At 37.8% G+C, this 26408-nt stretch carries 20 protein-coding genes; 15 read left to right on the forward strand and 5 right to left on the reverse strand.

The window, feature by feature from the left end; genetic code table 11:
- The first annotated feature begins 4 nt into the window (after positions 1 to 4).
- The 3 genes from H5119_RS10170 to adk all read left to right on the forward strand — a co-directional run bounded on the left by H5119_RS10170 (position 5) and on the right by adk (position 3599).
- Positions 5 to 730: an RluA family pseudouridine synthase gene (locus H5119_RS10170; RefSeq protein WP_182702145.1), complete on the forward strand. Its 726-nt coding sequence runs from the start codon at positions 5 to 7 to the stop codon at positions 728 to 730.
- Between the two features lie 118 nt (positions 731 to 848).
- Positions 849 to 2762 carry a molecular chaperone HtpG gene (gene htpG, locus H5119_RS10175; protein ID WP_182702146.1) on the forward strand — a complete coding sequence of 638 codons (1914 nt, stop codon included), beginning with the start codon at positions 849 to 851 and terminating at the stop codon, positions 2760 to 2762.
- A 192-nt stretch (positions 2763 to 2954) separates the two neighbouring features.
- Positions 2955 to 3599, forward strand: a complete 645-nt coding sequence (gene adk, locus H5119_RS10180) for an adenylate kinase (protein ID WP_007584076.1) — start codon at positions 2955 to 2957, stop codon at positions 3597 to 3599.
- Positions 3600 to 3673: 74 nt separating this feature from the next.
- On the opposite strand, the gene tpx is transcribed toward adk, so the two are convergent.
- Positions 3674 to 4255 carry a thiol peroxidase gene (tpx, locus tag H5119_RS10185; RefSeq protein WP_182702147.1) on the reverse strand — a complete coding sequence of 194 codons (582 nt, stop codon included), beginning with the start codon at positions 4253 to 4255 and terminating at the stop codon, positions 3674 to 3676.
- A gap of 341 nt (positions 4256 to 4596) precedes the next feature.
- On the opposite strand from tpx, the gene H5119_RS10190 reads away from it, so the two are divergent.
- Both H5119_RS10190 and H5119_RS10195 read left to right on the forward strand, forming a co-directional pair.
- Positions 4597 to 5601 carry a response regulator gene (locus tag H5119_RS10190; protein ID WP_077537690.1) on the forward strand — a complete coding sequence of 335 codons (1005 nt, stop codon included), beginning with the start codon at positions 4597 to 4599 and terminating at the stop codon, positions 5599 to 5601.
- Between the two features lie 3 nt (positions 5602 to 5604).
- Positions 5605 to 6576 (forward strand): diguanylate cyclase, encoded by a 972-nt coding sequence (locus H5119_RS10195; protein WP_182702148.1) that lies wholly within the window; start codon positions 5605 to 5607, stop codon positions 6574 to 6576.
- A 157-nt stretch (positions 6577 to 6733) separates the two neighbouring features.
- Here the strand turns inward: H5119_RS10195 and H5119_RS10200 are convergent, their stop codons facing one another.
- Genes H5119_RS10200 through H5119_RS10210 form a run of 3 tightly spaced genes read right to left on the reverse strand, consistent with a single transcriptional unit; the run spans position 6734 to position 11504 of the window.
- The gene (locus H5119_RS10200; RefSeq protein ID WP_182702149.1) at positions 6734 to 8248 is read right to left on the reverse strand and encodes a SpoVR family protein; all 1515 of its coding nucleotides are present in this window, start codon (positions 8246 to 8248) and stop codon (positions 6734 to 6736) included.
- Between the two features lie 18 nt (positions 8249 to 8266).
- Positions 8267 to 9550 carry a YeaH/YhbH family protein gene (locus H5119_RS10205; protein ID WP_182702150.1) on the reverse strand — a complete coding sequence of 428 codons (1284 nt, stop codon included), beginning with the start codon at positions 9548 to 9550 and terminating at the stop codon, positions 8267 to 8269.
- 31 nt (positions 9551 to 9581) lie between these two features.
- Positions 9582 to 11504 carry a PrkA family serine protein kinase gene (locus H5119_RS10210; RefSeq protein WP_077537694.1) on the reverse strand — a complete coding sequence of 641 codons (1923 nt, stop codon included), beginning with the start codon at positions 11502 to 11504 and terminating at the stop codon, positions 9582 to 9584.
- Between the two features lie 484 nt (positions 11505 to 11988).
- Between H5119_RS10210 and H5119_RS10215 the strand changes: the two genes are divergently transcribed.
- The 3 genes from H5119_RS10215 to H5119_RS10225 all read left to right on the forward strand — a co-directional run bounded on the left by H5119_RS10215 (position 11989) and on the right by H5119_RS10225 (position 16050).
- Positions 11989 to 14184: an LruC domain-containing protein gene (locus H5119_RS10215; protein ID WP_182702151.1), complete on the forward strand. Its 2196-nt coding sequence runs from the start codon at positions 11989 to 11991 to the stop codon at positions 14182 to 14184.
- Positions 14184 to 14642: a hypothetical protein gene (locus H5119_RS10220; protein ID WP_182702152.1), complete on the forward strand. Its 459-nt coding sequence runs from the start codon at positions 14184 to 14186 to the stop codon at positions 14640 to 14642. Before H5119_RS10215 ends, H5119_RS10220 begins: the two co-directional genes overlap by 1 nt.
- A gap of 421 nt (positions 14643 to 15063) precedes the next feature.
- Positions 15064 to 16050, forward strand: a complete 987-nt coding sequence (locus tag H5119_RS10225; RefSeq protein WP_182702153.1) for an endonuclease/exonuclease/phosphatase family protein — start codon at positions 15064 to 15066, stop codon at positions 16048 to 16050.
- 191 nt (positions 16051 to 16241) lie between these two features.
- Here the strand turns inward: H5119_RS10225 and H5119_RS10230 are convergent, their stop codons facing one another.
- The gene (locus H5119_RS10230) at positions 16242 to 17162 is read right to left on the reverse strand and encodes a glycosyltransferase family 2 protein (RefSeq protein WP_182702154.1); all 921 of its coding nucleotides are present in this window, start codon (positions 17160 to 17162) and stop codon (positions 16242 to 16244) included.
- 206 nt (positions 17163 to 17368) lie between these two features.
- On the opposite strand from H5119_RS10230, the gene H5119_RS10235 reads away from it, so the two are divergent.
- From H5119_RS10235 to H5119_RS10265, 7 genes are all read left to right on the forward strand, one after another.
- Positions 17369 to 18520 (forward strand): glycosyltransferase, encoded by a 1152-nt coding sequence (locus tag H5119_RS10235; RefSeq protein WP_182702155.1) that lies wholly within the window; start codon positions 17369 to 17371, stop codon positions 18518 to 18520.
- A gap of 8 nt (positions 18521 to 18528) precedes the next feature.
- Complete coding sequence (locus tag H5119_RS10240) at positions 18529 to 19941, forward strand: lipopolysaccharide biosynthesis protein (RefSeq protein WP_182702156.1); 1413 nt, start codon at positions 18529 to 18531, stop codon at positions 19939 to 19941.
- Positions 19934 to 21286 (forward strand): O-antigen ligase, encoded by a 1353-nt coding sequence (locus tag H5119_RS10245; protein ID WP_182702157.1) that lies wholly within the window; start codon positions 19934 to 19936, stop codon positions 21284 to 21286. Before H5119_RS10240 ends, H5119_RS10245 begins: the two co-directional genes overlap by 8 nt.
- 4 nt (positions 21287 to 21290) lie before the next feature.
- The gene (locus H5119_RS10250; protein WP_182702158.1) at positions 21291 to 21998 is read left to right on the forward strand and encodes an acyltransferase; all 708 of its coding nucleotides are present in this window, start codon (positions 21291 to 21293) and stop codon (positions 21996 to 21998) included.
- Between the two features lies 1 nt (position 21999).
- Positions 22000 to 23136 carry a glycosyltransferase gene (locus H5119_RS10255; protein WP_182702159.1) on the forward strand — a complete coding sequence of 379 codons (1137 nt, stop codon included), beginning with the start codon at positions 22000 to 22002 and terminating at the stop codon, positions 23134 to 23136.
- Positions 23137 to 23830: 694 nt separating this feature from the next.
- Positions 23831 to 25324 (forward strand): GNVR domain-containing protein, encoded by a 1494-nt coding sequence (locus H5119_RS10260; protein ID WP_182702160.1) that lies wholly within the window; start codon positions 23831 to 23833, stop codon positions 25322 to 25324.
- Between the two features lies 1 nt (position 25325).
- Positions 25326 to 26402 carry a glycosyltransferase gene (locus tag H5119_RS10265; RefSeq protein WP_182702161.1) on the forward strand — a complete coding sequence of 359 codons (1077 nt, stop codon included), beginning with the start codon at positions 25326 to 25328 and terminating at the stop codon, positions 26400 to 26402.
- Positions 26403 to 26408: the final 6 nt, after the last annotated feature.

Genomic DNA, 26408 nt, shown 5'->3' on the forward strand with positions numbered 1-26408 from the left:
TTTAATGACTAGCCCAATATTAGATACACCTTCAGAACCACATATTATTGTTGATGATTTTGTAGCGCCTAAATGCGACGGGTTTATTAAAATATTATATCAAGATGACGATATTTTATTGATTAATAAACCCAGTGGTTTGTTAAGTTTATCGGGTAAAAACCCACTTAACTGGGATTCAGTGCATTATCGTTTGGTACATGGTCAAAAAGGGTTAACAGCCGCTTTTGCTGAGGCTAAGTTACCGCATCGGTTAGATTTGGGTACATCGGGCATTATGATTGTTGGATTAAACGCCGAAGCATCAAAGCATCTTAATAAAGAGTTTCAGGCACGTACTATTCAAAAGCGTTATGTAGCTATGCTAGAGGGTAGCTTGGCTGTTAGTGAGGGACAAATAACTGCGCCAATAGCAAAAGATAGGCTGCTTTTTCCGCGAGTTAAAATTTGCCAATCGACTGGCAAAACCGCAGTCAGTGAATATAAAGTACTGGAACGGCTAAAACAACCATACAGAACCTTAGTGCAGTTCACGCCCGTTACCGGACGTACCCATCAATTGAGAATACACAGCCAGTTTATAGGTCATCCTATTTTAGGCTGTGATTTATATAAAAGTGCGCAAAGTGAACACATGGCAGGGCGCTTACAATTACATGCCAGCGATTTATATTTTGAGCACCCCGTCAGCGGCGAGAAAATTCATATTAATTGCCCGCACTCGTTTTAAATAAATTTATGGTTCTTTGTTTTCGTTTCACCTTTTTTAAATTTTTCCCTTGAAGTTCTAACACCTCACCCCATATTAAGTGCATAACGCAGACACTTTGCAAATTGGAGATATATAAATGACTGCAGCACAAAAAGAAACATTAGGCTTTCAAACAGAAGTAAAACAATTATTAAACTTAATGATTCATTCTCTTTATTCTAATAAAGAAATATTTTTACGTGAACTTGTGTCAAACGCATCAGATGCGGCAGACAAGTTACGCTTTTTAGCACTATCTCAAGGCGATCTTTACCAAGGTGACGCTGATTTACGTGTGCGTATTAGCGCAAATAAAGAAGCAAATACAATTACCATTTCTGATAATGGTATTGGTATGACGCGTGATGAAGTAATTAGCTCATTGGGTACAATTGCAAAGTCGGGTACTGCTGAGTTTTTCAAAAACTTAACGGGTGATCAAAGTAAAGATTCACAGCTGATTGGTCAATTTGGTGTTGGTTTTTACTCAGCATTTATAGTTGCCGATTTAGTAACTGTTCGTACACGTAAAGCGGGTGAAACAACGGCGTACGAGTGGGAATCTCAAGGTGAAGGCGAATACACGCTGCAAGAAATTGAAAAAGAAGGTCGTGGTACTGACATTATTTTACATCTTCGTGATGAAGAAAAAGAATTTGCTGACGATTACCGCTTACGTGGCATTGTTACTAAATACTCAGACCATATTTCAACACCTGTACAAATGTTTAAAGCAGAAGTACCAGAGTCTGAAGGCGAAGACGGCGAAAAAATTCCAGCAGTACCAGGTGAGTGGGAAAGCATTAACCGTGCAACTGCATTGTGGACGCGTGATAAGTCAGAGCTTTCTGATGAAGAATACAAAGAGTTTTACAAGCACGTAAGCCACGACTGGGAAGATCCACTTAGCTGGGCACATAATAAGGTTGAAGGTAAAACGGAATACACCAGCCTTTTATACATCCCTAAAAAAGCACCTTTCGATTTATGGAACCGTGAACGTCAAAGTGGCTTAAAGCTTTACGTACAACGTGTATTTGTAATGGATGATGCTGAGCAGTTTATGCCAAGCTACCTTCGCTTTGTAAAAGGTTTACTAGATTCAAACGATTTACCGCTAAACGTATCTCGTGAAATTCTACAAGACAACAAAGTAACGCAAGCTATTCGTAAAGGGTGTACATCGCGCATTATTAAAATGCTTGAGCGTATGGCTAAAAACAAAGCTGACGATTACCAAGTATTTTGGAATGAGTTTGGCCAAGTAATGAAAGAAGGCCCAGCTGAAGATGCGGCAAATAAAGAAGCCGTATGTAAGCTACTACGTTTTTCGTCTACGCATACTGATTCAGAAACGCAAGATGTGTCGCTTGAGCAATACGTTGAGCGCATGAACGAAGGCCAAGACAAAATTTACTATGTAGTAGCTGATACATTTACTTCTGCGAAAAATTCTCCTCATTTAGAGATTTTCCGCAAAAAAGGCATTGAAGTATTACTACTAAGTGACCGTGTTGACGAGTGGATGATGAGCCACTTAACTGAATTTGCTGATAAGCAATTACAGTCAATCACACGTGGTGATCTAGATTTAGGTAAGCTTGACGACGAAGAAACTAAAAAAGCACAAGAAGAGTCTGAAAAAGAGATGGCTGGGCTTGTTGAACGCATTAAAACAGCACTCGGTGACGACGTTAAAGAAGTGCGCTTTACGCACCGTCTAACAGATTCTCCAGCATGTGTTGTAAGCGACGACAACGACATGAGCTCACAAATGCAAAAGCTAATGGAGTCTGTGGGCCAAGCAGCACCAGAAGCAAAACCTGTGTTTGAGCTAAATCCAGATCACCAACTTGTTAAGCATTTAAATGACGAGCAAGACGAAGATAAGTTTGCACAGTGGTCACATGTTTTATTAGACCAAGCATTACTTGCAGAGCGCGGTACACTTAAAGATCCAACCGGATTTGTTACTCGCTTAAACAAACTGATGCTAGAACTAAGCAAGTAATCAGTTAACTATTTATTTAGTTAATAAAAGTATAAATTATATACTTTAAATAAAAGGGAACGTGTGTTCCCTTTTTTAATGCGCTGTAAATGCATCAACAACTCATCAATTAGTATAAGTTACTTGAGTATCGGCGGCGCTTGTGGAAGAATTCAGGCTTTAAAATAAATATCCATACTAGGGGACAATAATATGCGCATTATTCTTTTGGGCGCGCCGGGTGCAGGTAAAGGTACTCAAGCTCAGTTTTTAATGGACAAATACGGTATTCCACAAATCTCTACTGGCGATATGTTACGTGCAGCAATTAAAGAAGGCACACCATTAGGCTTAGAAGCAAAAAAAGTGATGGATGCTGGTCAACTAATTTCTGACGATATTATTATTGGTTTAGTAAAAGAGCGTATTACTAAAGCTGATTGTGAGAAAGGCTTTTTACTTGATGGCTTCCCACGCACAATTCCTCAAGCCGATGCAATGAAAGAAAATGGCGTAGTGGTTGATCACGTTATTGAATTTGACGTAGCTGATGAAGTGATTGTTGAACGTATGGGCGGACGTCGTGTTCACCCTGGTTCTGGTCGTGTTTACCACATTGTTTATAATCCACCAAAAGTGGAAGGTAAAGACAACGAAACTGGGGATGACTTAATTGTTCGTGCTGACGATACTGAAGAAACAGTACGTAAACGTTTAGGTATTTACCACGAACAAACGATGCCATTAGTTGATTATTACCAAGCAGAAGCGGCTGCTGGTAACACTCAATACCATAAACTAGATGGTACACAAGCTGTTGAAGCGGTTAGTTCACAACTTGGTGAGCTTTTAGGTTAGATTTAAAAGCATAATAAAAAACCGCCAATTGGCGGTTTTTTGTTTTAAAGCTATTTAGCATTGCTTAATCGGCATTACAGCGTTTTAAGTTTTTCGAGTACGCTATTGTACTCAGGTTCAGTTGAAAGACTGCTAACCAATTGTTTATAAATGATGTTATGACTTCTATCTAAAATAAGTACAGAGCGTGTTAATAACCCCATATCTTTGATAATCAATCCGTATTTTTGGCCGAAATCGCGCCAAACAGAATCAGATAGTGCTGTTATTTTATCTATGTTTTCTGTTTTACAAAATCGCTTTTGCGCAAAAGGTAAATCTGCACTAATAGTTAACATAGCAACGGCTGGAAATTGCGCGGCTACTTTTTCGTTAAAATGTTTTGTTTGCAGGCTACAAATGCCGGTATCAAGGCTTGGCACCACACTAATTAAAATAGCCTGGTCTTTATAATCGTCGAGTGTTACAGGGGTGAAATTTCCATCCACTACTTTAAAATTAGGTGCTGTGTCGCCAACAGATACACCTTTACCAAGTAATGTGACAGGTTTACCTTGGGCAGATACCTTTCCCGCATCTAGTTTGTTTTCTAATATAGGGGTTGCATTTGTGAAGGAGCTAAAAATACTAAGGATCAAAAATAATGCACGAAACATAGGTAATTCTCTTTTAAATTAACCAAATAAACTACAGTGTATTATACTGCTAATTGCTAACCAAGGAATTATATACTGGTAAAACATTTAAACTGAAATAAAATTAAAATGTTTTAATTGCAAGGTAATACCAAACTGCATAACTCATTGATCAATTTAACGAATTAAATTGCACTGTAACGTTGTTAAAAATTTTTATTTAGAACAACTAGATACAAAAATTTCGCCTAGTTCTAGCGTAATTTTCTTAACGTTAAATAGACCCCATATATAAGCAGATTGGTATAATTAGTAGAAAAGAATTGGATATAAATTTAGCAGTTAAGAAATAGAGAGATTATATGTCAACATCGGTACTAATATGTGATGATTCAAAATTAGCAAGGCGTCAATTAGCACGATCTTTGCCAGATGATTGGGATATCAAAGTTGAGTTTGCGATTAATGGTGTTGACTGCATTAAGCAAATAGAATTAATTCAACCTGAAATCCTTTTTCTCGATTTAAATATGCCAGAAATGGATGGCTATGAAGTTTTAATAGCCATGAAAGAACAAGGGCTTAATATATTAACCGTGGTCGTGTCTGGCGATATTCAGCCAAGCGCGCATCAACGAGTGATTGAGCTTGGTGCAATTGATTTCATTCAAAAGCCTTGCTCGGCAGAAAAGCTAGCCGAGATTATAGAGCATCATGGCATTAAAGATAAAGCCATGCGCGAACGCCTTTCTCATTCATTAGGAGAACAAGTAGACCCTGATGTTCGTGATATATATCAAGAACTAACTAACGTTGCAATGGGTCAAGCGGGTGATTTACTTGCACGTCTTCTCAATGTATTCGTTAAGTTGCCTATTCCCAACGTTAATATATTAGAGGTAAGTGAGTTAGATATGGCGCTGCGCTCTATTGACAACAATGCCTCTACTTCGGGTGTTTGCCAAGGGTTTATAGGTGGTGGCGTATCCGGTGAAGCATTATTGTTATTAAATGACTCCAGCTTTAAAGAAATCGCCTCTTTAATGAATTACGATGGTGAACTCAACGACAAAGTTGAGCTTGAGTTACTTATGGATATAAGTAATATTCTCATTGGGGCAATTTTAACAGGCCTTTCAAAACAACTCGATATGTCATTTAGCCAAGGGCACCCTATAGTTCTTGGTCAGCACCGAGATGTCTCTGAGTTGGTAAAAGCTAATAAGTCACGCTGGCAGCGCACACTTGCTATTGAGATTAGCTACGGCATAGAAAATCACGATATAAATTGTGATCTTATGCTGCTATTTACTGAAGATTCACTTAAAACTTTGAAGTTCAAAGTTGCTTACCTATTAGAAGACTAAGTTATGGCCGCTGATTTAGATATGAATGAGATCCATTGGTTAATGGATATGTTTAACACCGTTGATGTAGGCCTTGTGGTGCTCGATAGAGATTATAAGGTATGCGTATGGAATGGTTTTATGGAAAACCATTCAGGATTGTTACCAAGTGCGGTAAAGCACAAAGATTTATTTGATTTATTTCCAGCAATTGACGAAAAATGGTTTAGAAGTAAGTCAGAATCAGTATTTGTATTAAAGAATCGCTCATTTACTATTTGGGAGCAGCAGCCTTATATATTTCGCTTTAAAAATTATCGCCCAATAACAGGCAAAGCTGAATACATGTATCAAAATGCGACATTTATACCGCTGACCAATATAAGAGCAGAGGTGAGTCACATTTGTATTATTCTTTATGATGTTACGGATATTGCAGTAAATAAAAAAGAATTAGAAGATTTGAACAAAAAGCTTGAGCAAATGAGTCAAGTTGATAATTTAACACAGCTAACAAACCGAGGTCATTGGGAGGATTTGTTAAAGCAAGAATACCTGCGTACAAAACGCAACGAAGGCTGTAGCGCTTTATTGATGTTTGATATTGATCACTTTAAAAAAGTGAATGACAAATATGGACACAGTGGTGGGGATCAGGCTTTGCGCCATATTGCTAAGCTATTGCGCTCAGCACTGCGTGAAACGGATATAGCAGGGCGCTACGGTGGTGAAGAGTTTGTAGTAACCTTGCTTGATACAGATAAAGAAGGCTCAGTTGTATTTGCTGAACGCTTAAGGCAATTGATTGAATCATCTCCTGCTTTACATAAAAACCTCGAGATTAAGATGACGGTAAGTATTGGTTTGGCGTGTTTTAATCATGAATTTAAGGATCATGAACGTTGGATTGAGGCGGCAGATAAAGCACTTTATTCTTCAAAAGAGCGTGGACGTAATAGAGTAACTTCTTTCGATGATATAAAAAATGACCTCTAAGTGTCATTTTTTATATCAATTAATCGTTATTTCATTGAGGTGCTAAAATAAGCAAGTCAGTATTTAGTAAACGCATTATTTTTTGCTGTTTTTTCTATAAGTTTTGCCTATTCTATTGAGCTGGTCAGTACGAGGAGCTTTTTATGATCCATTATATTCACTCCGTTGTGTGACGAGAGTCATCTGTTGGGCATTGACTAATAGTTGATACCTCACCAGAGTGTGACTCCTGTTCGAGTTTTACTTTAAATCCCCATAGTCTGTAAAGGTGTTTTAGTACCTCCTCGTGTGAGTTTGCTAAAGGAACGCTGTTATGTGGGATGTAGCGTAACGTAAGCGATCTATCGCCTCTAATATCAACATCATACACTTGAATGTTAGGCTCATGATTACTCAAATTATACTGCGCTGAGAGTGCTTCTCTAACGACTTGATAGCCATTGTCGTTATGTATTGCACCAACTTCTAAGTGTGGGTTATTTGCATGATCGACGATAGTAAACAATTTAAAATCGCGTATTAATTTGGGCGATAGAAATTGGCTAATAAAACTCTCATCTTTAAAATTTTCCATTGCAAAGTGCAGGGTATCTAGCCAGTTACTTCCTGCATACTCGGGGAACCACTTTTTATCTTCTTCAGTGGGGTGCTCACATATTCTGCGAATATCCACCATCATGTTAAAACCCAAAGCATATGGATTAACACCTGAATAATATTTGCTGTTATAAGGCGGCTGGTACACTACATTAGTATGGCTTTGTAAAAACTCTAACATGAATGAGTCAGTCAGCTTACCCTCATCATATAAATGATTAAGGATAGTATAGTGCCAAAATGTAGCCCAACCTTCGTTCATAACCTGAGTCTGTTTTTGTGGATAAAAGTATTGTGATATTTTACGAACGATGCGAATGATCTCACGTTGCCAAGAATCGAGTAATGGGGCGTTTTTTTCAATAAAATATAAAATATTTTCTTGTGGTTCTTCTGGAAAGTGGCGTGTTTTCTTTTTTGTTTCTTGTTGTTGTTCAGGAATGGTTCGCCATAACTCGTTTACCTGCGATTGTAGGTATTCCTCTCGTTCATGTTGACGTTTTTGTTCTTCAAATAGCGATATTTGTTGTGGGCGCTTATAGCGATCAACACCATAATTCATGAGTGCATGGCAAGAGTCTAATAAGGTTTCTACTTGAGTAATACCGTGTTTTTCCTCGCAGCGACTTATGTAATTTTTAGCGAATAAAAGGTAGTCTATTATTGAGCTTGCATCAGTCCATGTTTTAAATAAATAATTACCTTTAAAAAATGAGTTATGCCCATAACAGGCATGCGCCATTACAAGTGCTTGCATAGGAAGCGTATTTTCTTCCATTAAGTACGCAATACAAGGGTCTGAATTGATCACTATTTCGTAAGCGAGACCCATTTGTCCGCGCTTATAGTTTTGCTCTGTTTGTATGAACTTTTTACCATACGACCAGTGGCTATATCCTATAGGCATGCCAACGCTCGAGTAAGCATCCATCATTTGCTCGGCTGTGATCACTTCAATTTGATTAGGGTAAGTATCTAATTTGTAGTGGGCTGCAACGCGAGCTATCTCACCTTGGTACTCATTTAGTAAATCAAAGGTCCAATCTGGGCCATCACTCATTCGTTTGTCGTTCATAGTGCACCTCGCTTTAGGCTATGCAGGGCCTTGCTGTTGACGACCTTTTTTGAATAGCTTTCTAAATATAGGATAAATGTCTTCTACTTCTTCAATATGCTGTATAGCGAAATTGTTATGGCTGTGTGTGATGTCTTCATATTCGCGCCATAAGCTTTGATGGGCACGTGTGGTAATTTCTATATAAGCAAAATACCGTACTGCATTTAAAAGCTTATTACGTAAAATCTGCCCACATTGCGGCGTATCGTCAGCCCAATTATCGCCATCAGAGGCTTGCGCTGCGTATACATTCCACTCATCCGCGTGGTAGCGCTTTTTAATTATTTCGTCCATTAACTTAAGGGCGCTTGAAACAATCGTACCGCCCGTTTCTTGAGAGTAGAAAAACTCCTGCTCATCTACTTCTTTTGCTTGTGTGTGATGGCGAATATAAACCACTTCAATGTCTTTGTAACTTCGTGTTAAAAATTGATAAAGCAAAATGTAAAAGCGTTTTGCCATATCTTTTGTCGCCTGATCCATTGAGCCAGACACATCCATAATACAAAACATCACTGCTTTGCTGGTGGGGTGAGGGCGTTTTTCATAATTACGAAAGCGTAAATCGTAATTATCAATAAACGGGACTGATTTAATTTGTACTTTTAATGTCTCAGTTTCTTTTTTTAGTAAGGCGATTGCAGCTTTATCGCTGTGAGACTCAACAAGAAGCATAGCTAGTTGCGCTTCAAGCTCAACTAAGCGACGTTTTTTACCCGCACTCATGGCAACACGACGTGCAAGTGAGCCTTGTAGTGAACGAACTATATCGATATTACTTGGCATTCCATCGCTACAAAATCCAGCGCGATGGGTTTTCATTTGCACTAATTTATCGAGTTGATTTTCTTGCAAGTTAGGTAATTCTAGGTCTTCAAATAGTAAGTCAAGGTATTCATCTTTTGATATAGAGAACACAAACTCGTCTTGCCCTTCGCCTGTATTACTCGCTTCGCCTTCTCCAGCACCGCCAGCTTGTCCGCCTTTAGAGCGTTCAATTTTATCACCCGTAGAAAACTGATCGTTACCAGGGTGAATCTGCTCTCTATTTCCTCCTTTTCCCTGATGAAATGTGGGCTCGCTGATATCTCGCTGTGGAATAGAAATACTCTCACCAGAGCTAGAATCAGTAACGCTGCGTTTGTTTATAGCATCCGATACAGCTTCTTTAATTTGCTTTTTATAGCGCCTAATAAAGCGCTGACGATTAAGCGTGCTTTTATTTTTGCCGTTTAAACGCCTATCTATAAAGTGCGCCATAATGACCTCCTAAAAACTACGACTATGAAGGCTATTGCGACTTTCTAACCCGTAAATACCACTCAGATAGCAAGCGTACTTGTTTCTGTGTGTAGCCTTTTTCGACCATGCGATTAACAAAGTCTTCGTGTTTTTGCTGATCCTCAGCTGATGTTTTGGCGTTAAACGAAATAACAGGGAGTAAATCTTCAGTATTAGAAAACATTTTTTTCTCAATTACCGTACGTAGTTTTTCGTAGCTGGTCCATAGCGGATTCTTGCCATTATTATGGGCACGGGCACGCAGTACAAAATTAACTATCTCATTACGAAAATCTTTCGGGTTAGAAATACCTGCTGGTTTTTCTATTTTTTCAAGTTCAGCGTTTAATGCCGAACGGTCGAATAATTGACCTGTATCAGGGTCTCGATACTCTTGATCTTGAATCCAAAAATCTGCATAAATAACATAGCGGTCAAAAATATTTTGGCCGTATTCAGAGTACGATTCTAAATAGGCGGTTTGTAGTTCTTTCCCTATAAACTCTACGTATTGCGGAATTAAATAGCCTTTTAAAAAGCTTAAATAACGTTCTTCAACTTCAGCTGAAAATTGCTCACGCTCTATTTGCTGTTCTAGTACGTAAAATAAGTGCACTGGATTTGCGGCGACCTCGGTGGTATCAAAATTAAATACACGAGATAAAATCTTAAATGCAAAACGAGTAGATAGTCCTGTCATACCTTCATCAACGCCGGCATAGTCACGATATTCTTGATAGGATTTTGCTTTAGGATCGGTATCTTTTAATGTTTCACCATCGTATACGCGCATTTTTGAATAGATACTGGAATTTTCAGGCTCTTTTAAGCGTGAGAGTGTTGTAAATTGTGCCAGTGTTTTAAGTGTACCAGGGGCGCACGGCACATTGTATAGCTCACTGTGCTCAAGTAACTTGTCGTAAATTTTAATTTCTTCAGTTACACGTAAGCAATAAGGCACTTTAACAATATAAACACGGTCTAAAAATGCTTCGTTATTTTTATTGTTTTTAAAGGTTTGCCATTCAGATTCATTAGAGTGGGCGAGTATCATGCCGCTAAATGGCAGCGCACTAATACCCTCTGTTCCATTGTAGTTACCCTCTTGTGTAGCGGTAAGTAATGGATGTAGCACTTTAATCGGTGCTTTAAACATTTCTACAAACTCCATTAAGCCTTGGTTTGCAAGGCATAAAGAGCCAGAGTAGGCGTATGCATCGGGATCATTTTGGGCAAAATGCTCAAGCTGGCGAATATCTACCTTGCCTACGAGTGCAGAAATATCTTGATTGTTTTCATCTCCAGGCTCTGTTTTAGCGATTCCTATTTGGTTTAAAATCGAAGGGTAGCGTTTAATGACTTTAAATTGACTGATATCCCCGTTAAATTCTTGTAAGCGTTTACCTGCCCAAGGCGACATGATTGTTTTTAAATAGCGCGGTTTGATCCCATATTCTCGCTTAAACAGCTCTGCGTCTTCGATTGGATCAAACAATGAAAGAGGGTGATCGTTTACCGGAGACCCTTTAATTGAATAGATAGGCACTTGTTGCATCAAATACTTTAGTTTTTCAGCAATCGATGATTTACCACCGCCCACGGGGCCAAGTAAATAAAGCACTTGTTTGCATTCTTCTAACCCTTGGGCTGCATGCTTTAAATAAGACACTATTTGCTCAATAGCGTCTTCCATACCGTAAAAATCGGCAAATGCTGGGTAACGTGCAACCACTCTATTAGAAAATAATCGGCTTAGTCGTGCATCCGTTGCGGTGTCCACCATATTTGGTTCGCCAATTGCCATGAGCAGACGCTCTGGGGCGCTTGCATAGGCAGACTTATCGGTTTTACAAATCTCAAGGAATTCAGCGATACTGTACTCTTCTTCTTGTGCCGCTTCGTATCGTGCTTGGTAATGCTCAAAAATAGTCATAATAACCTCCGAAACCCGCTGTAAAAAGGTGCTTACTTTTTAAAGTCTAGTCACGAATTGGTACTTTTGTGCAATAAAATTAAAAATTTAACTCAGGGATGATTTTTTTAGGCTGGGTAGTCCCTATGTGATTATTCCCAGGAGTGATTAACTCTTTGTTGGCGACTAAGGTATAGATGAGGAGCGAGAGCAGTTACCTAAACCAAAAGGGCAACCCGTATTTGGCATTTATATATCGTTATTACCTGTTTATGGGAGAAAAGCACACACTACATAAGCTCTGCCTTGCCTAAATACCAAACAGTCTGCTGCAAATTTAACCTCGAAAGATAAACAGCCCTAGTTTGCATAATGAAAATAAAATGATTGCAACATGCACAAAATAATTTAGCTATATTTTTTTTTGCTTTAAAATTCATGTGATTATAATCTGGAGTGAGGCTTGCATTAATATTTTCACTTAATAAATAAAGGCGAACTTATTATGAAATTAACCCAACTTACCACAGCATGCTTGTCTTTAATTCCCTGCGTTGTTTTTAGTCAATCATTTGATACATGCCCTAGTCAGGCTTTTTTGATGCAAGACTCTAAAGCGCAACTTTATGGTATAGATTTAGTTTCAGCCAAACCGACTGTTTTATCTTCACAATTAACCTTTGCAAATGAAGTCAATAATGAAAGTGTTAACGCAATTGGTTTTAACTATAAAGATCAGTATCTATATGGTTTTAGCAAGCAATCACCTAGTAGTATTGTGCAAATAGGTGATGATTTTGAAATGAAACGCTTGGATGTTAATGGCCTTCCAGCAACTAACTTTTACGTTGGCGATATTCAAGTAACAGGAGATGGAAGCAGCCAACGCGCATCGTATTTTGTGTACCACCCTAATTATGGGCTTTACTCTATTGACTTAAATGGGGATTTAGATGGCGCTATCACAGCCGAACTTCTACCTAACACTAATAATTGGAAGTTAAGTATATTTGATTTTGCATTTCATCCTACAAGTAACTTGCTCTACGCCGTTGAGTCTAACGGAGACTTACACGAAATAAATATTGCAGCAAATACAAGCAAGTTTATCACGCAAGTAGATATTGGCGACGATACGGGGGCATTTGGTGCTGCCTATTTTGACATTAACGGACAGTTTTATTTTAGTAATAATAAAAGTGGTAAAATTCATAAGGTCGATTTAAACGTTAGTCCGGTTGTGGGCTACACACCGATAGCAAATGTATTTACGTCAGGTCCTAAATCAAGCCAAAATGATGGTGCACGCTGCGCCATTGCAGAAGTAAAAGTGACAGACAGCTCAATTGATTTTGGTGATGCACCAGCACCTTACAACACAAGTTTGGAGCAAAGTGGTGCAAGGCACTTATTCGATCCTAACAGTACTGGCAGTGATTTAATTTATTTAGGTGATTCGGTTGATGGTGAAAATATAAATACGGATGCTGATTTAATTAATACCCCAATTGATGCCTCTGATGATGGCGTAAGCTTTGTAACAGCAATATCAGCAGGGCAAAGCAGCCAAATTATTGTTAACGCGTCAGCATCGAGCTTTTTATATGCATGGTTTGACTGGGACCAAAATGGCACTTTTAGCGAAGACGAAAGAGTGGTTACCAAATTAGCCGTGAATCAAGGTGATAATAGCATTTTAATCAGCGTCCCTAGCAGCACAAAATCAGGCCAAACATGGGCGCGTTTTAGAGTTACAGATGGCACAGAAGCATCACTCATTACAGCCACGGGTGGCGTACTAGGCGGAGAAGTTGAAGATTACGAAATCACAACATTTGCAAGCGCAGTTTATCCTGGTGAGAACGATTGGGTAACACTTGCCTATGAGGATAAATGGCCGTATGCAGGTGATTATGATTTTAATGATGTAGTTATTAATTACAGAACGACCCAGCTAATAGAGGGCAGTAATGTGGTTGGCTACAAAATTGATGGTCAACTTATAGGCATAGGTGCTACTTATCATAATGGTTTTGCGGTGAGGTTAAAAGAAACAATAAATGGAGAATCACGTTCTATTTTAAGTAGTGAAGTTGATGAAGATGCCATTGTGTTTGTTATAGATGGTCAACTTCAAAGTGAAAGTTATTTAGAAGCAAACCGTAATGATGCGATACTAATTTTTATGCAAGATACATGGACTCATGTATCTAAACAAACTGGCTGTAGCTACTTTAGGACAGAAGATAACTGTGACACGAATGTTAAAGTAACATTTAGTATGACTATTCCATTAAAAGCTCCAAAAGCAAAAGCGGCTTCGCCAGGTTCACTTCTTGATCCCTTTATTTTTGCATCAGAGGGCTTTTATCATGGTGATTTTTTAATAGATAAAGAAGCTAGAAGCTGGGAGGTGCATGTAAAAAACCAAGCGCCAACTGAAGCATTCGATTCCTCACTATATAATTTTGCTGGCTCTGACGATGTGAGCGATCAAGCTCGGGGTTTGTATTTTCTTAGCCAGAGCGGTTTACCTTGGGCAATGGAAGTAGGTATGCAATGGCTACATCCGTTAGAGGGGGTTGATATCACAGACGCTTATGAGAGTTTTGCTGAATTTGCTGAATCTTCTGGCAAACAAAAATCACAATGGTTTAACGATTATAGTATCAGTAATGTTGTTTTAAAAGGGGAACAATAATGAAAAAATCTATCATAATTTTAACACTATCAATGACTTTAACTGCATGTGGAGGAGGTGGTTCTGAGGAGACAAAAGCCCCTGCAACCGTCTCGGCACCTGCTCCTTCTTCAACAGAAGCCACTAAACCAACCGGTATAAATGCTTTAAAAATTGATGAGCAGTTTAATCTCTCCACTAAATATTCACTAAATTTGGATGTTGAGCTTGGGTTTGGTGATGTAAGAGCATATTTAAATGTATGTCAAAAGAAAGCATCGGCACAGCGAGCAGATTATAATAATTGTATTTATAGAGGCCCACTTGCAAATAGTGCGCTTGAAACACAGCTTGTCTTAAGCAGGCAAGATATTGATTTAGTCGCTGAGGTTTGGTTTTATGATAGCTCGACAGAGCCCCTTTCATATACGTGGCAATATGAACCAAACAAAGAACAACAGTTATTTACTATGAGGTAATCTATCAAGACCTGTTGATCATTCGAGATTGAATCTACAGCAGTAGGTTTGGTATTTAACCTGAGCTCTGGTTAAGAAATTTACTAACGTATTGAATCATGGTGATATTTAAATTTATTTTCTCTAGCCAGAGATTTTCAGTGAAAACAAGGCGTATTTACGCGTTAATAGCTGGCCTATTGCAAGTAAATTCAACGCAGTTAGCGCTGAAAATAACTGCTCGAGATAGATTTATTATCCAGAGTTTATGTTATTTAGGCAGGGTAACGTCTATTTATGTGGTGCGGTTATTTTCTATAAATAGGCGATAATACAGCATAAATACCAAACATTTGCTGCCCTTTGGATTTGTCCTAGATAGCACAAATTTTAATCCGCAAAGATTAACAGACCCTGAAAAATTAATTAGGTCGATAAATTTATGTTTAGAGTCTTCACGCTCAATAATTCGCAAATTATTTTTTTTCGGATTATTTTTTTATTAGCCGCACTGTTTTTTATTGCACTTGCGTTTAATCCATTAAATTATTTTTACGCAGAGGTACTTGTTTCCCTACGTATTCAATTATTAGCAGCAGCACTTATATGTGTTTTATTTTTGATTACGCTTAGATTATATAAAGTTGCAGTGGGGCTACTATTTATATGTATGCTAGGCCTTAGTCCAATGTTTCCTAGCTTATCTTATCAAACATCCAGTAATGAGCGGCTTCTGACGTTTAAGCAAATAAACTTAAATTATAATAATGAATACACAGACGCTCATTTATCAACACTACTGCAACAAAAATGGGATGTGCTGATTTTACAAGAATTCAGTGACAATAACCGTGATTTGTTGAGTCGATTCTTAAGCACAACCGATATGTTTGGTTATGAAGAAATTGAAGGCATTCCTTACGGTATTGTTGTTCTATCACGTATACCTATGGTGTATAAACAGCAGATCAAATTAGATGCTGATAAATTAGGCTATATTAAATTAAAGTTTCTATTTGTTGATCACATTATAACGGTTTTCGTAGCACATCCTCCTTCACCGCGATCGAAACAACTATGGCAAAATAGAAATACCTTACTCGCAGCGCTAAACGAAGCGGCGCAAAATGAAGAGGGCCCGTGGATAATAGCTGGAGATTTAAATGTTGTGCCTTGGTCTCAATATTTCGATTGGGACAACGATAGAACCTGTTTTGGAGAACGTAGCTATGTGAGTTTTATGCCTTTTGAGCGAGGTCGATTTAGGCTGATCGGATTGCCTATTGATCATTGTATTATAAGTGAGCAAATTAGCTTGCATGGAGTCGTCGTCAGTGAGTTTAAAGGTAGCGATCATAGAATGTTAAGTTATGATCTAAGTATTAATGATACCAATTATATTAAAAATATGATCATTCTAGCGTATTAAATAACTCACTAACTACGTTAAAAATTATTTATATAGAACAATTATGTATCATCATTTTAGCCTTGTTACTGCGCTATTTTCTTATCGTTATAATAGATCACTAATTTATGCAATTGGTATAAAAAGACTCTGAGGTTTCACATAAAGCCTTTTTATTACTGATGGATAGTTTTCGCACATTAAACAGCTTATCAAGGTGATTTGATAGACTGTTTGATGTCGTGTAGTAAATGTTGAAAGTTACGTTTATGAGGAAATAACATAAAAGCAGCAGCTGTTAAGGAGAACGCTTTAAATTTAAGTCCGATTTCTCGGTAGTATTCACCGTAACACTCAAATATTCTTGCTTGGGCTTTGAGCCGCGTTTTAATACCAATATCATTTTTACAGCGAGAGATTATTTCTTTCATTGCATTTAGTCTGTTTTGTCTATTCGCGGTGATTGAACCTGCTCTCATTAAATACCCCATTGATATTTGTTGAGAAAAAGCAACGTCCCCAATCCTCGCTAGTTTTAACCAGCAGTCCCAATCACTTGCGCTGTTAAGTGAGTTATCAAATTTTCCAACGTAGTTAATGGCTGATTTTTTTACGACAACAGAAGAAGTACCTATTACATTGGCAAATATAAGTAAATCCATTGGTGATTGGAGGTTTTGATAACCGATATGATCGCTATCAATAAACTTTGAAAATTCGGGCCAATAGGAAAAACAGTCAATAATAGATGCATATTCTTCATCGACATGCATGTAATTAGTAAAACTTAAAACACAGCTAGAATTATTTTTCATATAACTAATTTGATCAAATAATTTATCGTCAGTCCAATAATCATCAGCATCTAAAAAAGCGATATATTCACCTTTAGCTTCTGCTATAGCTTTATTTCTAACACCGACCACTCCTGTATTTTTTTGTTTAATAACTCGAATATTAGACAATGTTTTTTTTGCATTATCGAGCCATTCTACACTGCCATCGGTCGAACCATCGTCGATAACGAGTATTTCACAGTTAATATTTTTTTGCCTAACAACACTTGATATCGCCTTTGCTAAATAGGGCTTACAGTTGTAATTAGGGATAATAACACTGACCTCAATATTCATTTTAATAACCTTATACTTTTCAAGATAACTAGGGTTACGCAAGATAAGAGCCAATGATTTAAGCGCCCTGCGGGGCTGTTTTTTGTTTAATGGTTTGCATATTGCGATATATCTTCGCAAATTGAATTTTAAATGCGTATTTGCGTTGTTTTATGCTGGGCATAGTTCTTGCGAAGTAACAGATAAGTCTATCTGGAGTTTTTAAAATGAAACATATTGGCATCGTTGTTCCTAGCTTCCACATTCCATCAGAAACGTTTGTTGTGACTGAAATTAATGCCCTCGTTAATGCAGGGCATAAGGTAAGTGTACTCACGTTTGAAAATTTAAATAAATGTATAAATTTAAATTGTAGTGTGCGAATTATTGTTATAAAAAAATCGACTCAATCGGCCATTAACGCTGCACTGCAAAGGCCTTTAATAGCCTTGAAAAGCAGTCTTGTAGCGAGAAAATTCACGTCTATTTCCGTTTTATCGTTGATGGGTTATGGATTGAATATTGCTGAGATTATTCTCAAGCATCAAATCTCTCACATTCATTGTCACTTTATGCATGCGCCATTGGCCTACTCAATTATTGCCAGCAAGCTTGCTGGAGTGAGTGTTTCTTCAATTGGTCATGGCCACGATGTATACGTAAACGACTCTGATTTAAAGCTTAAACTGTCGTTGTGTGATTTCTCTGTTGCGGTATGTGAAGACATGGCAATAAAACTGCGTAAATACAGCGCAGGTAAAATTCAATTACTTCATTGTGGAATCGACTTGAGTGTGTTTAATAATAAACCAAGCCGTTTGAGTGAGTCAGTTAAGCTTTTGTTTGTTGGCCGATTAATTGAAAAAAAGGGTCTGCAATTTTTATTACCAGCAATAAAAAAATTGACAAAAAAATACTCTATATCGCTTGATGTTGTCGGAGACGGACCTTTAATGAACGATCTCAAATATATGTGCGAACAACTTAGGATAGATAACGATGTCAGGTTTTTAGGATCAAAAAGCCCTGTATGGCTATCAAAAAATACCAGCCATTATTCTGCTTTAGTTGCGCCATTTTGTATCTCTGAAAATGGTGACCGCGATACGGGACCCGTTGTATTAAAAGAAGCTATGGCCAGCGGTATCCCTGTATTGACCACCGAATTAATGGGAGCAAAAGAAATTGTTAACGATGCCGTTGGGTTTAAATGCGAGCCTTCAAGTATTGAAGGGCTAGAAAAGATATTAGCCAAATTTTGTGAACTTACCCCGTATCAAAGACATGAAAAAGGGTTAAATGCAAAAGAAGTGGTTGCTAAAGATTTTAATGCTAATACGCAAGCTAAAAAACTATCTAACTGGGTACAAAACCTGTAGGAGTTATTATGAATGGAATGAAGCAAATCGCATATTTTGGTTTATCTACTTTATTTCTTAAAGTGTTAGGGTTTGCTTTATTACCTATTTCTACACGCATACTAAGCCAAGCTGAATTTGGCGAACTCAATTTTTTAGTATCAATATCCGCTGTTATGTCGCTGCTTCTGTGTTTAGGATTACCTGAGTTATTATTTAAGCAACACATCAGTGACCCTCAAAGAAAAAGAGCACTATTTAGAGACGCCCTTATTTTATGCGGGTTTTTAAGTTGTTTATTTGTTTTTATATTATTTTATTTTATCGAGCCCTTTAGTGCATTGCTGCCAGTGCCTTTAAATACAATTGATATAAAGCTGTTAGCGGTTAACTTGGCGCTGTCATCTGTACTTAGTGTTTTATTTTGTTACTTTAGATACTATGAAATGGCTAAGCAATTTTGTGTTCTAGCCATACTTCAAGGCGCTGGCCAAACATTATGTACGCTTATTTTACTCTATTTAGGCTACGGGGTGACGGGAGTTATGGTGTCGGGTGTGATATCGAGCACTCTAGTGTTACTTATTGCGTTATCTCTGGTGATTAATCAATTGGGTATTAGTTTTAAATACATTGCATGGAACATAACGCCTAAGAATTGTTTATTTCTGCTAAGCATTATTGTCTCCTCATTGTTTGTATATGCAAACAATGGCGCAGAAAATTGGTTTATAGCAGCAAGCGTGGGTAAAGAAAAGTTAGCTCAATATTATGTTGTATTACAGTTTGCGTTAATGACATCGTTTACTTTTGAGCCAATTAGAATGTGGTGGTTTTCACGCCGCTTTAATGAATTAACACAAAATCGTACCAAGTATATTTTTTTATGCAAACTCAGTTTAGACATTGGTATTTTATTGTGTGCGCTAATGATTATCGTCACACCTCATATTTTTAGTATTGTATTACCTCATAACTATCAATTAAATACTTGGCTGTTACCGAGCCTTATTGTTGTTGTTGTACTAAGGCACCACAGTGACCTATTAAATATTGGATGTTACACGCAGTTCAACGGGCTTTTTGTCACTGTGATTAACGCAATAAGTGCTTTAATCGCACTGTTATTATTAGGTTTTTTGGTACCAAAGTTTGGTGTGTCGGGAGCTGTAAGCGCTTTGGCGTGTGCCCAGTTAGTTAAAACGGGTCTGTTTGTGGCGATAAGCCAAAAGCTTGAATATTTAGCATTTAAGGTAAAAAGCTTTGTGCCAAGTTGGGTGTGTTTTTTACTTATTTATATCCTGAGTATTATTGATTTAGCACAGTACGTTTTATGGCAATTAGTGACGTTTGTTGGCTTTTTAATTGTCCTTTTTTACAAATATAAACCGCTAATAAGTAATGCGATTAAGCCATTTTTAAGGATCAGAGCGCATGATTAGTTGGTACAAGCAGCATTGTTTAATCATAAATGGCTTATTTATTACGGCATTAACACTTGTATTGTATACGCTATTTGGCCCTATTGCTGCGTTTGCATTATTACTACTGCCGTTTGCAGGCTTTTTAGCGGTAAAAATTAGCACCGTGTTCATCATTTTTTTTATTTTATTTAGCTATTTTAGATTACACGAGGCCTTTGTCTTTTTAATGCCTCTCAAAATCCCGAAAATGCTGGCATTGGCGTCATTGCTAGGGATTGCATGGCATTTATTTATATCAAAAACACTGAAGCCTCATTGGAGCTCAACACATTTAATTTTTGTTATTTGGTTTGCGTGGCTAACGGTGTGTGTGTTTAGCGCAACAAACAAAGGCTTAGCAATAGAATACTGGATAGGTGTACTAGTTAAGGTATTTATCATGGTGTTTGCTATTAGCTGGTGGTTAACACGGTTCTCCCACTTTAGCTTTGTTCGCTTGGGGATTATGATCTCTGGTGTGGCGGTAGCATTAGTTGCCTTAAATAATAAAATCAATGGCGTAGGTCTTGTAGAAGGGACGCGGGTGACTATTTCTCGAGAGTATCGATCGCAATTAGGTGATCCAAACGATTTGTCTTTAGTGCTCATGTTTCCTGTTTCTTTTTTGGCCGCTGAACTATTTGACTCTACAGCCAATAAATATCGCCGGCTCTTTGCTGCGATCGGCTTGATGTTAACTATTTCTGGCGTTATCGCTACGCAGAGCCGAGGTGGCTTATTAGGAATTGCAGCTATTTTAAGTTTCTTTTTATATCAAAAAGTAAAAAACCCTGTTGTTGTTGCTATGTTTGCAGGTGTTGGCATGTTAGCAATGATGGTTTTTGCTGGTATTAGCGATAGACAAAGTGGTGGGGCTGTTGAAAGTGGAGTTGATGAATCAGCAATGGGCCGACTATACGCATGGCAAGCGGCAATAAATATGGCTATTTCAAATCCTCTTACGGGTGTTGGCGTTGATAATTTCTTTGTAAATTATTACTTTTACAGCCCACACTGGGATGGCAAGAATCATGCAGTACATAGCACATGGTTTCAGGTGTTAGGTGAAACAGGCTTTGTAGGAATATGCATATTTTTACTTTTAATTGCCAGCATTTACCGAAGCCTTTCGAGAGTTTATTGCATCAATGCACTTAACTACAATGATCAAGTGGCAGTTAATGCGAATGCGTTAAAGGCCGGTATTATAGGGTTTATGGTTGCAGGCACATTTTTAACGCAAGCATTTACTTGGCCGCTGTATATTATTTTGGCCCTCACTATTGCGCTCGAGAAGCTCACTATTCAAAGCAATAAGGAATAACAGTATGATGGTACATGTCAAACGTTGGTTAAAAAACAGTCCACATCCTTTTGCAAAATCACTTTTTCATTTTGCAAAAAACCTTCGCAATCCACAAATGATAGTTATTCCTCTTCTTCATTCGTCGCTTTATCACCTGCATCAATTTGTAAAAGAGTTGTGTCACGAACTGTTAAGAATCATTTATTACACGCCACTGTTTAAAAGCCAAATAAAAGGCAGTAAAAAGCAGCTCTTTTTGTACTCAGGTATGCCACAAGTACTTGGACAGCTTAATATTGAGTGCAGCGATAACGTTAGAATGTCTGGTATTAGCACATTTTGCGGGCGAGTGGGTAACTTAACTACGCCAACACTCATTATTGGTAACAACGTGGATATTGGCTGGCAAAATGCCTTTTCGGTTGGCCAAAAAATCACATTAGAAGACGATGTAAGGTTAGCTGGGCGCGTTTTTTTAGCTGGGTTTCCAGGTCATCCCATTGACTGTGAACGAAGAGCACAAGGCGACAGTGACGACGAGTCTCAAATTGGCGATATTATCATTAAACGCGGTGCATGGTTAGGCACTGGCGTAACGGTACTTGCAGGCGTCACGATTGGTGAGGGAGCAATTATAGGAGCAGGCAGTGTGGTTACAAAAAATATTCCTGCTTTTACTATTGCTGCAGGAAACCCAGCCAAAGTAGTGAAGCATATAAAGGAGTCCTAATATGAAATTTATTGTTTTTGGTGAAGATTGGGCAAGTCATCCAAGCAGTACTCAGCATTTATTTTCAGAGTTGGCTAAAAATCATGAAATACACTGGATAAATTCAATTGGTATGCGCAAACCCCGTTTCAAACGCAACGATTTAGAGCGCGTATGGAGTAAGTTTAAGCAGCTTTTTAGTCAATCAAATCACACCGCAATCAAAACACCTAGCACTATGCAGGTATACAAACTACCAGTGTTACCGTGGCACGATAATACATTAGTAAAGCGCTATAATAGCTGGATTTTTTCCCGATACTTTAAAGGTATTCAAAATAATGAACCCATTATATATTGGTTGAGTGTCCCTACAGCACAGTACTTATTTACAAAAAAAGCGCACGATAAACTCATTTATTACTGCGGCGATGATTTTAACGCGCTTGCCGGCGTTGATGCGCATTTGGTTGCGCCATTTGAAAAAATTTTAATTAATAAAGCCGATTTAATTTATGTCATTAGTCAATTTTTGATGAATAAGATGCCACACTACAAAACTAAAATGCTTAGTCATGGAGTTAGTTATGACCTCTTTACATCTCATACAGATATCGCCCCAGAAATAAACGCGTTGAACGGTCCTATTGTTGGTTTTTACGGCAGTATTAACGCATGGTTAGATATGACATTGTTAACAGCCCTCGCTGCACAAAGGCCTCACTACCAACTGGTATTGGTGGGTGATATTGTTGCCTGTACCTCTCAACTGCTACAGTTTAAAAACGTAACGCATGTTCCTGCGGTGGAGCATCAGCGTTTAGTCACTTTTTCAGCGCATTGGGATGTATCTATTTTACCGTTTGTAAATAATGCGCAAATTAGAGCATGTGATCCACTTAAATTAAAAGAATATTTAGCGGTAGGAACACCTATAGTCGCAACGCAATTTCCCGCTGTGATGCGTTACGAGTCAGAAATTTATATCGCAAAAACCCAAGCTGAATTTATTAGTAAAGTAGATGAAGTACTCTCACTTGATAAAACGCAATTAAATACACTTAAATTAGCGCAACGCCATATAGCGCAAGACCATAGTTGGCAATCAAAAGCGCTTGCTGTTGAGCACGATATCTCTACTTTAAACCACGGGTTATAATTAATAGTTGTTGAGTCTTAAGGATTAAACTTGTGATCATCAAGGGAGTGATACCAATTTGCAATCGATTTTAGGGATTAAATCTGGCGCTAACTAGATTATTTAATTAAGCGAATTGGTGTGAACTGTAGCGCGTGTTTGGTATTTATTCTGAGAGCTCCCTATCTGTTGGAAATTATCACGCCCTAGATTCTGCCTTGCCTAAAAACCAAACCGCCAGCTACAAATTTAACGTATACCAATTCGCAATAATACTTATACCAATTTTATTAAAAACATGATCATTCTAGCGTATTAAATAACTCATTAACTACGTTAAAAATTATTTATATAGAACAACTATGTATCATAATTTTAGCCTTGTTATTGCGCTATTTTCTTATCGCTTTAATAGAACACTAATTTAATGCAATTGGTATTAATCATTTGAAGGTGCCAAACCTGACGTTAGCTACGTTAAAGTTTCTCATTTAGAGCAACAATAGCGGGCCTATTGTAAGTAAATTCAACGTCGTTAGTGCTGAGAATAGCTGCTTAAGATAGATTTATTATTCAGAGTTCAGGTTCTTTAGCATAATATTGGCGCAGCCTGTGCAACTACCTTATTAGACGTCGCTATTTGTAGCTAAAATTCTTATTTTGCAAATAGTCGCTAAATTTCGCATAGCAATATGCAAATGTATAGGTAGGGATTATGTTAGTAAGAGAGCAAATTAAACGATTACTTTATTTAACCTTGTATGCGGTGTATACAAGAGCAAAGCTATTTGTTTTACCGCTTTTGATTGTTCCTTTTGTGGTTATTTTATTAGCAGCTACGTCGCAAAAGCAATATACAAATCACGCCACTATTTTAATTGAAGAGTCAGCACTGCTTAATCCATATTTGGATGATTTATCTTTTTCTTTTGATTTATCAAATCGCATAGCGGCGCTTCGTACCTTGGTTATAAGTCGAAAAGTGCTTATAGCCGTCGCTAAAGAAACGCAATTAGTACCGGGCAATGCATCCCCTGCAGATATAGAAAAGATCCATCAAAAACTTTCTAAAGCACTCTCTCTTTCATTAGTAGGGGACGAGCTTGTTCGCATTAACTTTACATGGCACGACCAAGCAAAAATGAAGCTAGTGCTCGAAAAAGTTGTCGAAAAGTTCATTGAGCGTTTATTAGCACCAACAAGGACCTCATTGGATACATCAGAGCAGTTTTTCTATCAGCAATTGGTAAGCCTTCGTGATGAGTTAGAGTTATCGGAAGAGTCGTTAGCAATATTTAAAGCTAAAAATAGCAATACCTTACCAGCTGTTTTACATAGTAATCGCCAAACATTTGATAAATTGCTAAGTGATCAACAGCAAAAGTCTATTATCTTATCCGGTGCGCAAGCCAAGCTCAAAGCGCTTACAACAAAGATGGGTCAAGCGAATCCAATTTTAGGTCGGATTGAAGAAAAAATAATTACTGCCGAATCAGAACTGAGCTTTTTAAAAACACGCTATACCGAAAAGCACAGTAAAGTCATCTCTAAAAAACGCGAGCTACAAAGCATTAGAAACCGTCAACAGTTATTAATTGAAAATGGCAAAGAGCTTGACCCAACAAATATTGAGCAACTATGGCAAATGGCTAATACTTTGCCCAGTGGCGGTGATGGTGAGAGCAGCGTATTGGTGTCGCAAATTCTTAATCTTGAAGATGCAAAAAACGCTGTTACACAGCATCAGCAAGAGTTTGACATGCTTGAACAGCAGGTTAGTACCGTAAGTGACCGACTTTTAGTAACCAGTGACATTGAAAAACAACTCAGAAAATTAGAGCGCGATTATGACGTTAAACAGTCTTTATATAAAGATATGCTGAGTCGTTATGAAATGGCCAAGGTAACTGGAAAGTTGGTTAAGTACGAAGGGCCAGATAAAGTCAAAACCATAGAGCGTGCCTACAGCCCAACGCAGCCAATCAACACATCACTCGCTATATCAATTATTGTCGGCATCATTTTAGGTCTACTTACAAGTAGCACGATTGTGTTTGTTGCGACTTTATTCGATAGCCATCTAAAAGATATTCAAACCATAGAAAAATTGTCTGCTCTTGAGGTCGTTACTATTTTACCCATTGTGAAGGATGCACCGGTGGACTTGGTTTTTAATTCATCAATGAACTCTATTGAACAGGGGAAATAACATGAACGTATTGCATTTGGTTCAACATTTTAAAATAGGTGGGCTTGAAAAAATGGCCGTAACACTCATGCAAAAAAGCCAATTTGCTGATTCTAGCGTGGTTGTATCGCTAGAAGGGACTTTAAGCGAAGCGATTAAAGATTGGCCACAACTGACATCGTTTGGACACAGATTGATGTGTTTAAATAAAGCTGAAAAGTTTGATTTAAATATAGTTAAAAAGCTCTCTGAGATCATTAAACAATACAATATAGACGTTATACATAGTCACCACATAGGGCCGATGCTTTATGCGAGCATGGCTTGTATTAAAAACCGCCAAGTTAGGCATGTTTCAACTATTCATGATGCGTGGTATTTAAAGAGCTTTAAGCAACGCTTAATAACTAAAGCATTAAATAGATTGACAAAAATACACTGGGTGGCCGATGCACAAGTTGTGGCTAAAGACTTTTTTAATGAAACGGCCATTAAAACGGATAAAACGATACTAAATGGTATCGATTTTAATCAGTTTATAGGTATTAACGAATCTGATGCTCGTCAGCAGCTGAATTTACCTCAAGGTGTTAATTTAGTTGGATGTTCAGCACGACTAGAGCTAGGGAAAGGGCACTTTGCGTTGTTAAGGATTTTATCATCATTGCCAATATATACCGAACTGGTATTTGCGGGCACTGGTAGCTTGCACAGTAAACTGGTTGATTATGCGAGCACATTAGGAATTTTAGATCGGGTTCACTTTTTAGGTAATGTACAAAGCATGCAATTATTTTACTCTGCTATTAACGTTATGTGTCTTTACTCACAAAGAGAAGGCCTTCCGTTATCTATTTTAGAGTCAATGGCATGTGGTAAAGCGATTGTCGCAACTGACGTGGGTGGTATTCGCGAAGTCTTAACAGATAAGCAAGGTATCTTGATCAAACCTGGAAATGAAATGGGACTTAAAACTGCAATTGTAAAAGCAATTAATATGAAACAAGGTGATTGTATAAGAGAGCATGTTTTTTCAATTGCTAATGCGAATAAAATGAGTGCAGAGTACGACCATTTTTATAATGGCTTATCATCGTAAGGAGAA

Source organism: Pseudoalteromonas sp. SG45-5, assembly GCF_014164085.1.
Taxonomy (GTDB): Bacteria; Pseudomonadota; Gammaproteobacteria; order Enterobacterales; family Alteromonadaceae; genus Pseudoalteromonas; species Pseudoalteromonas aliena.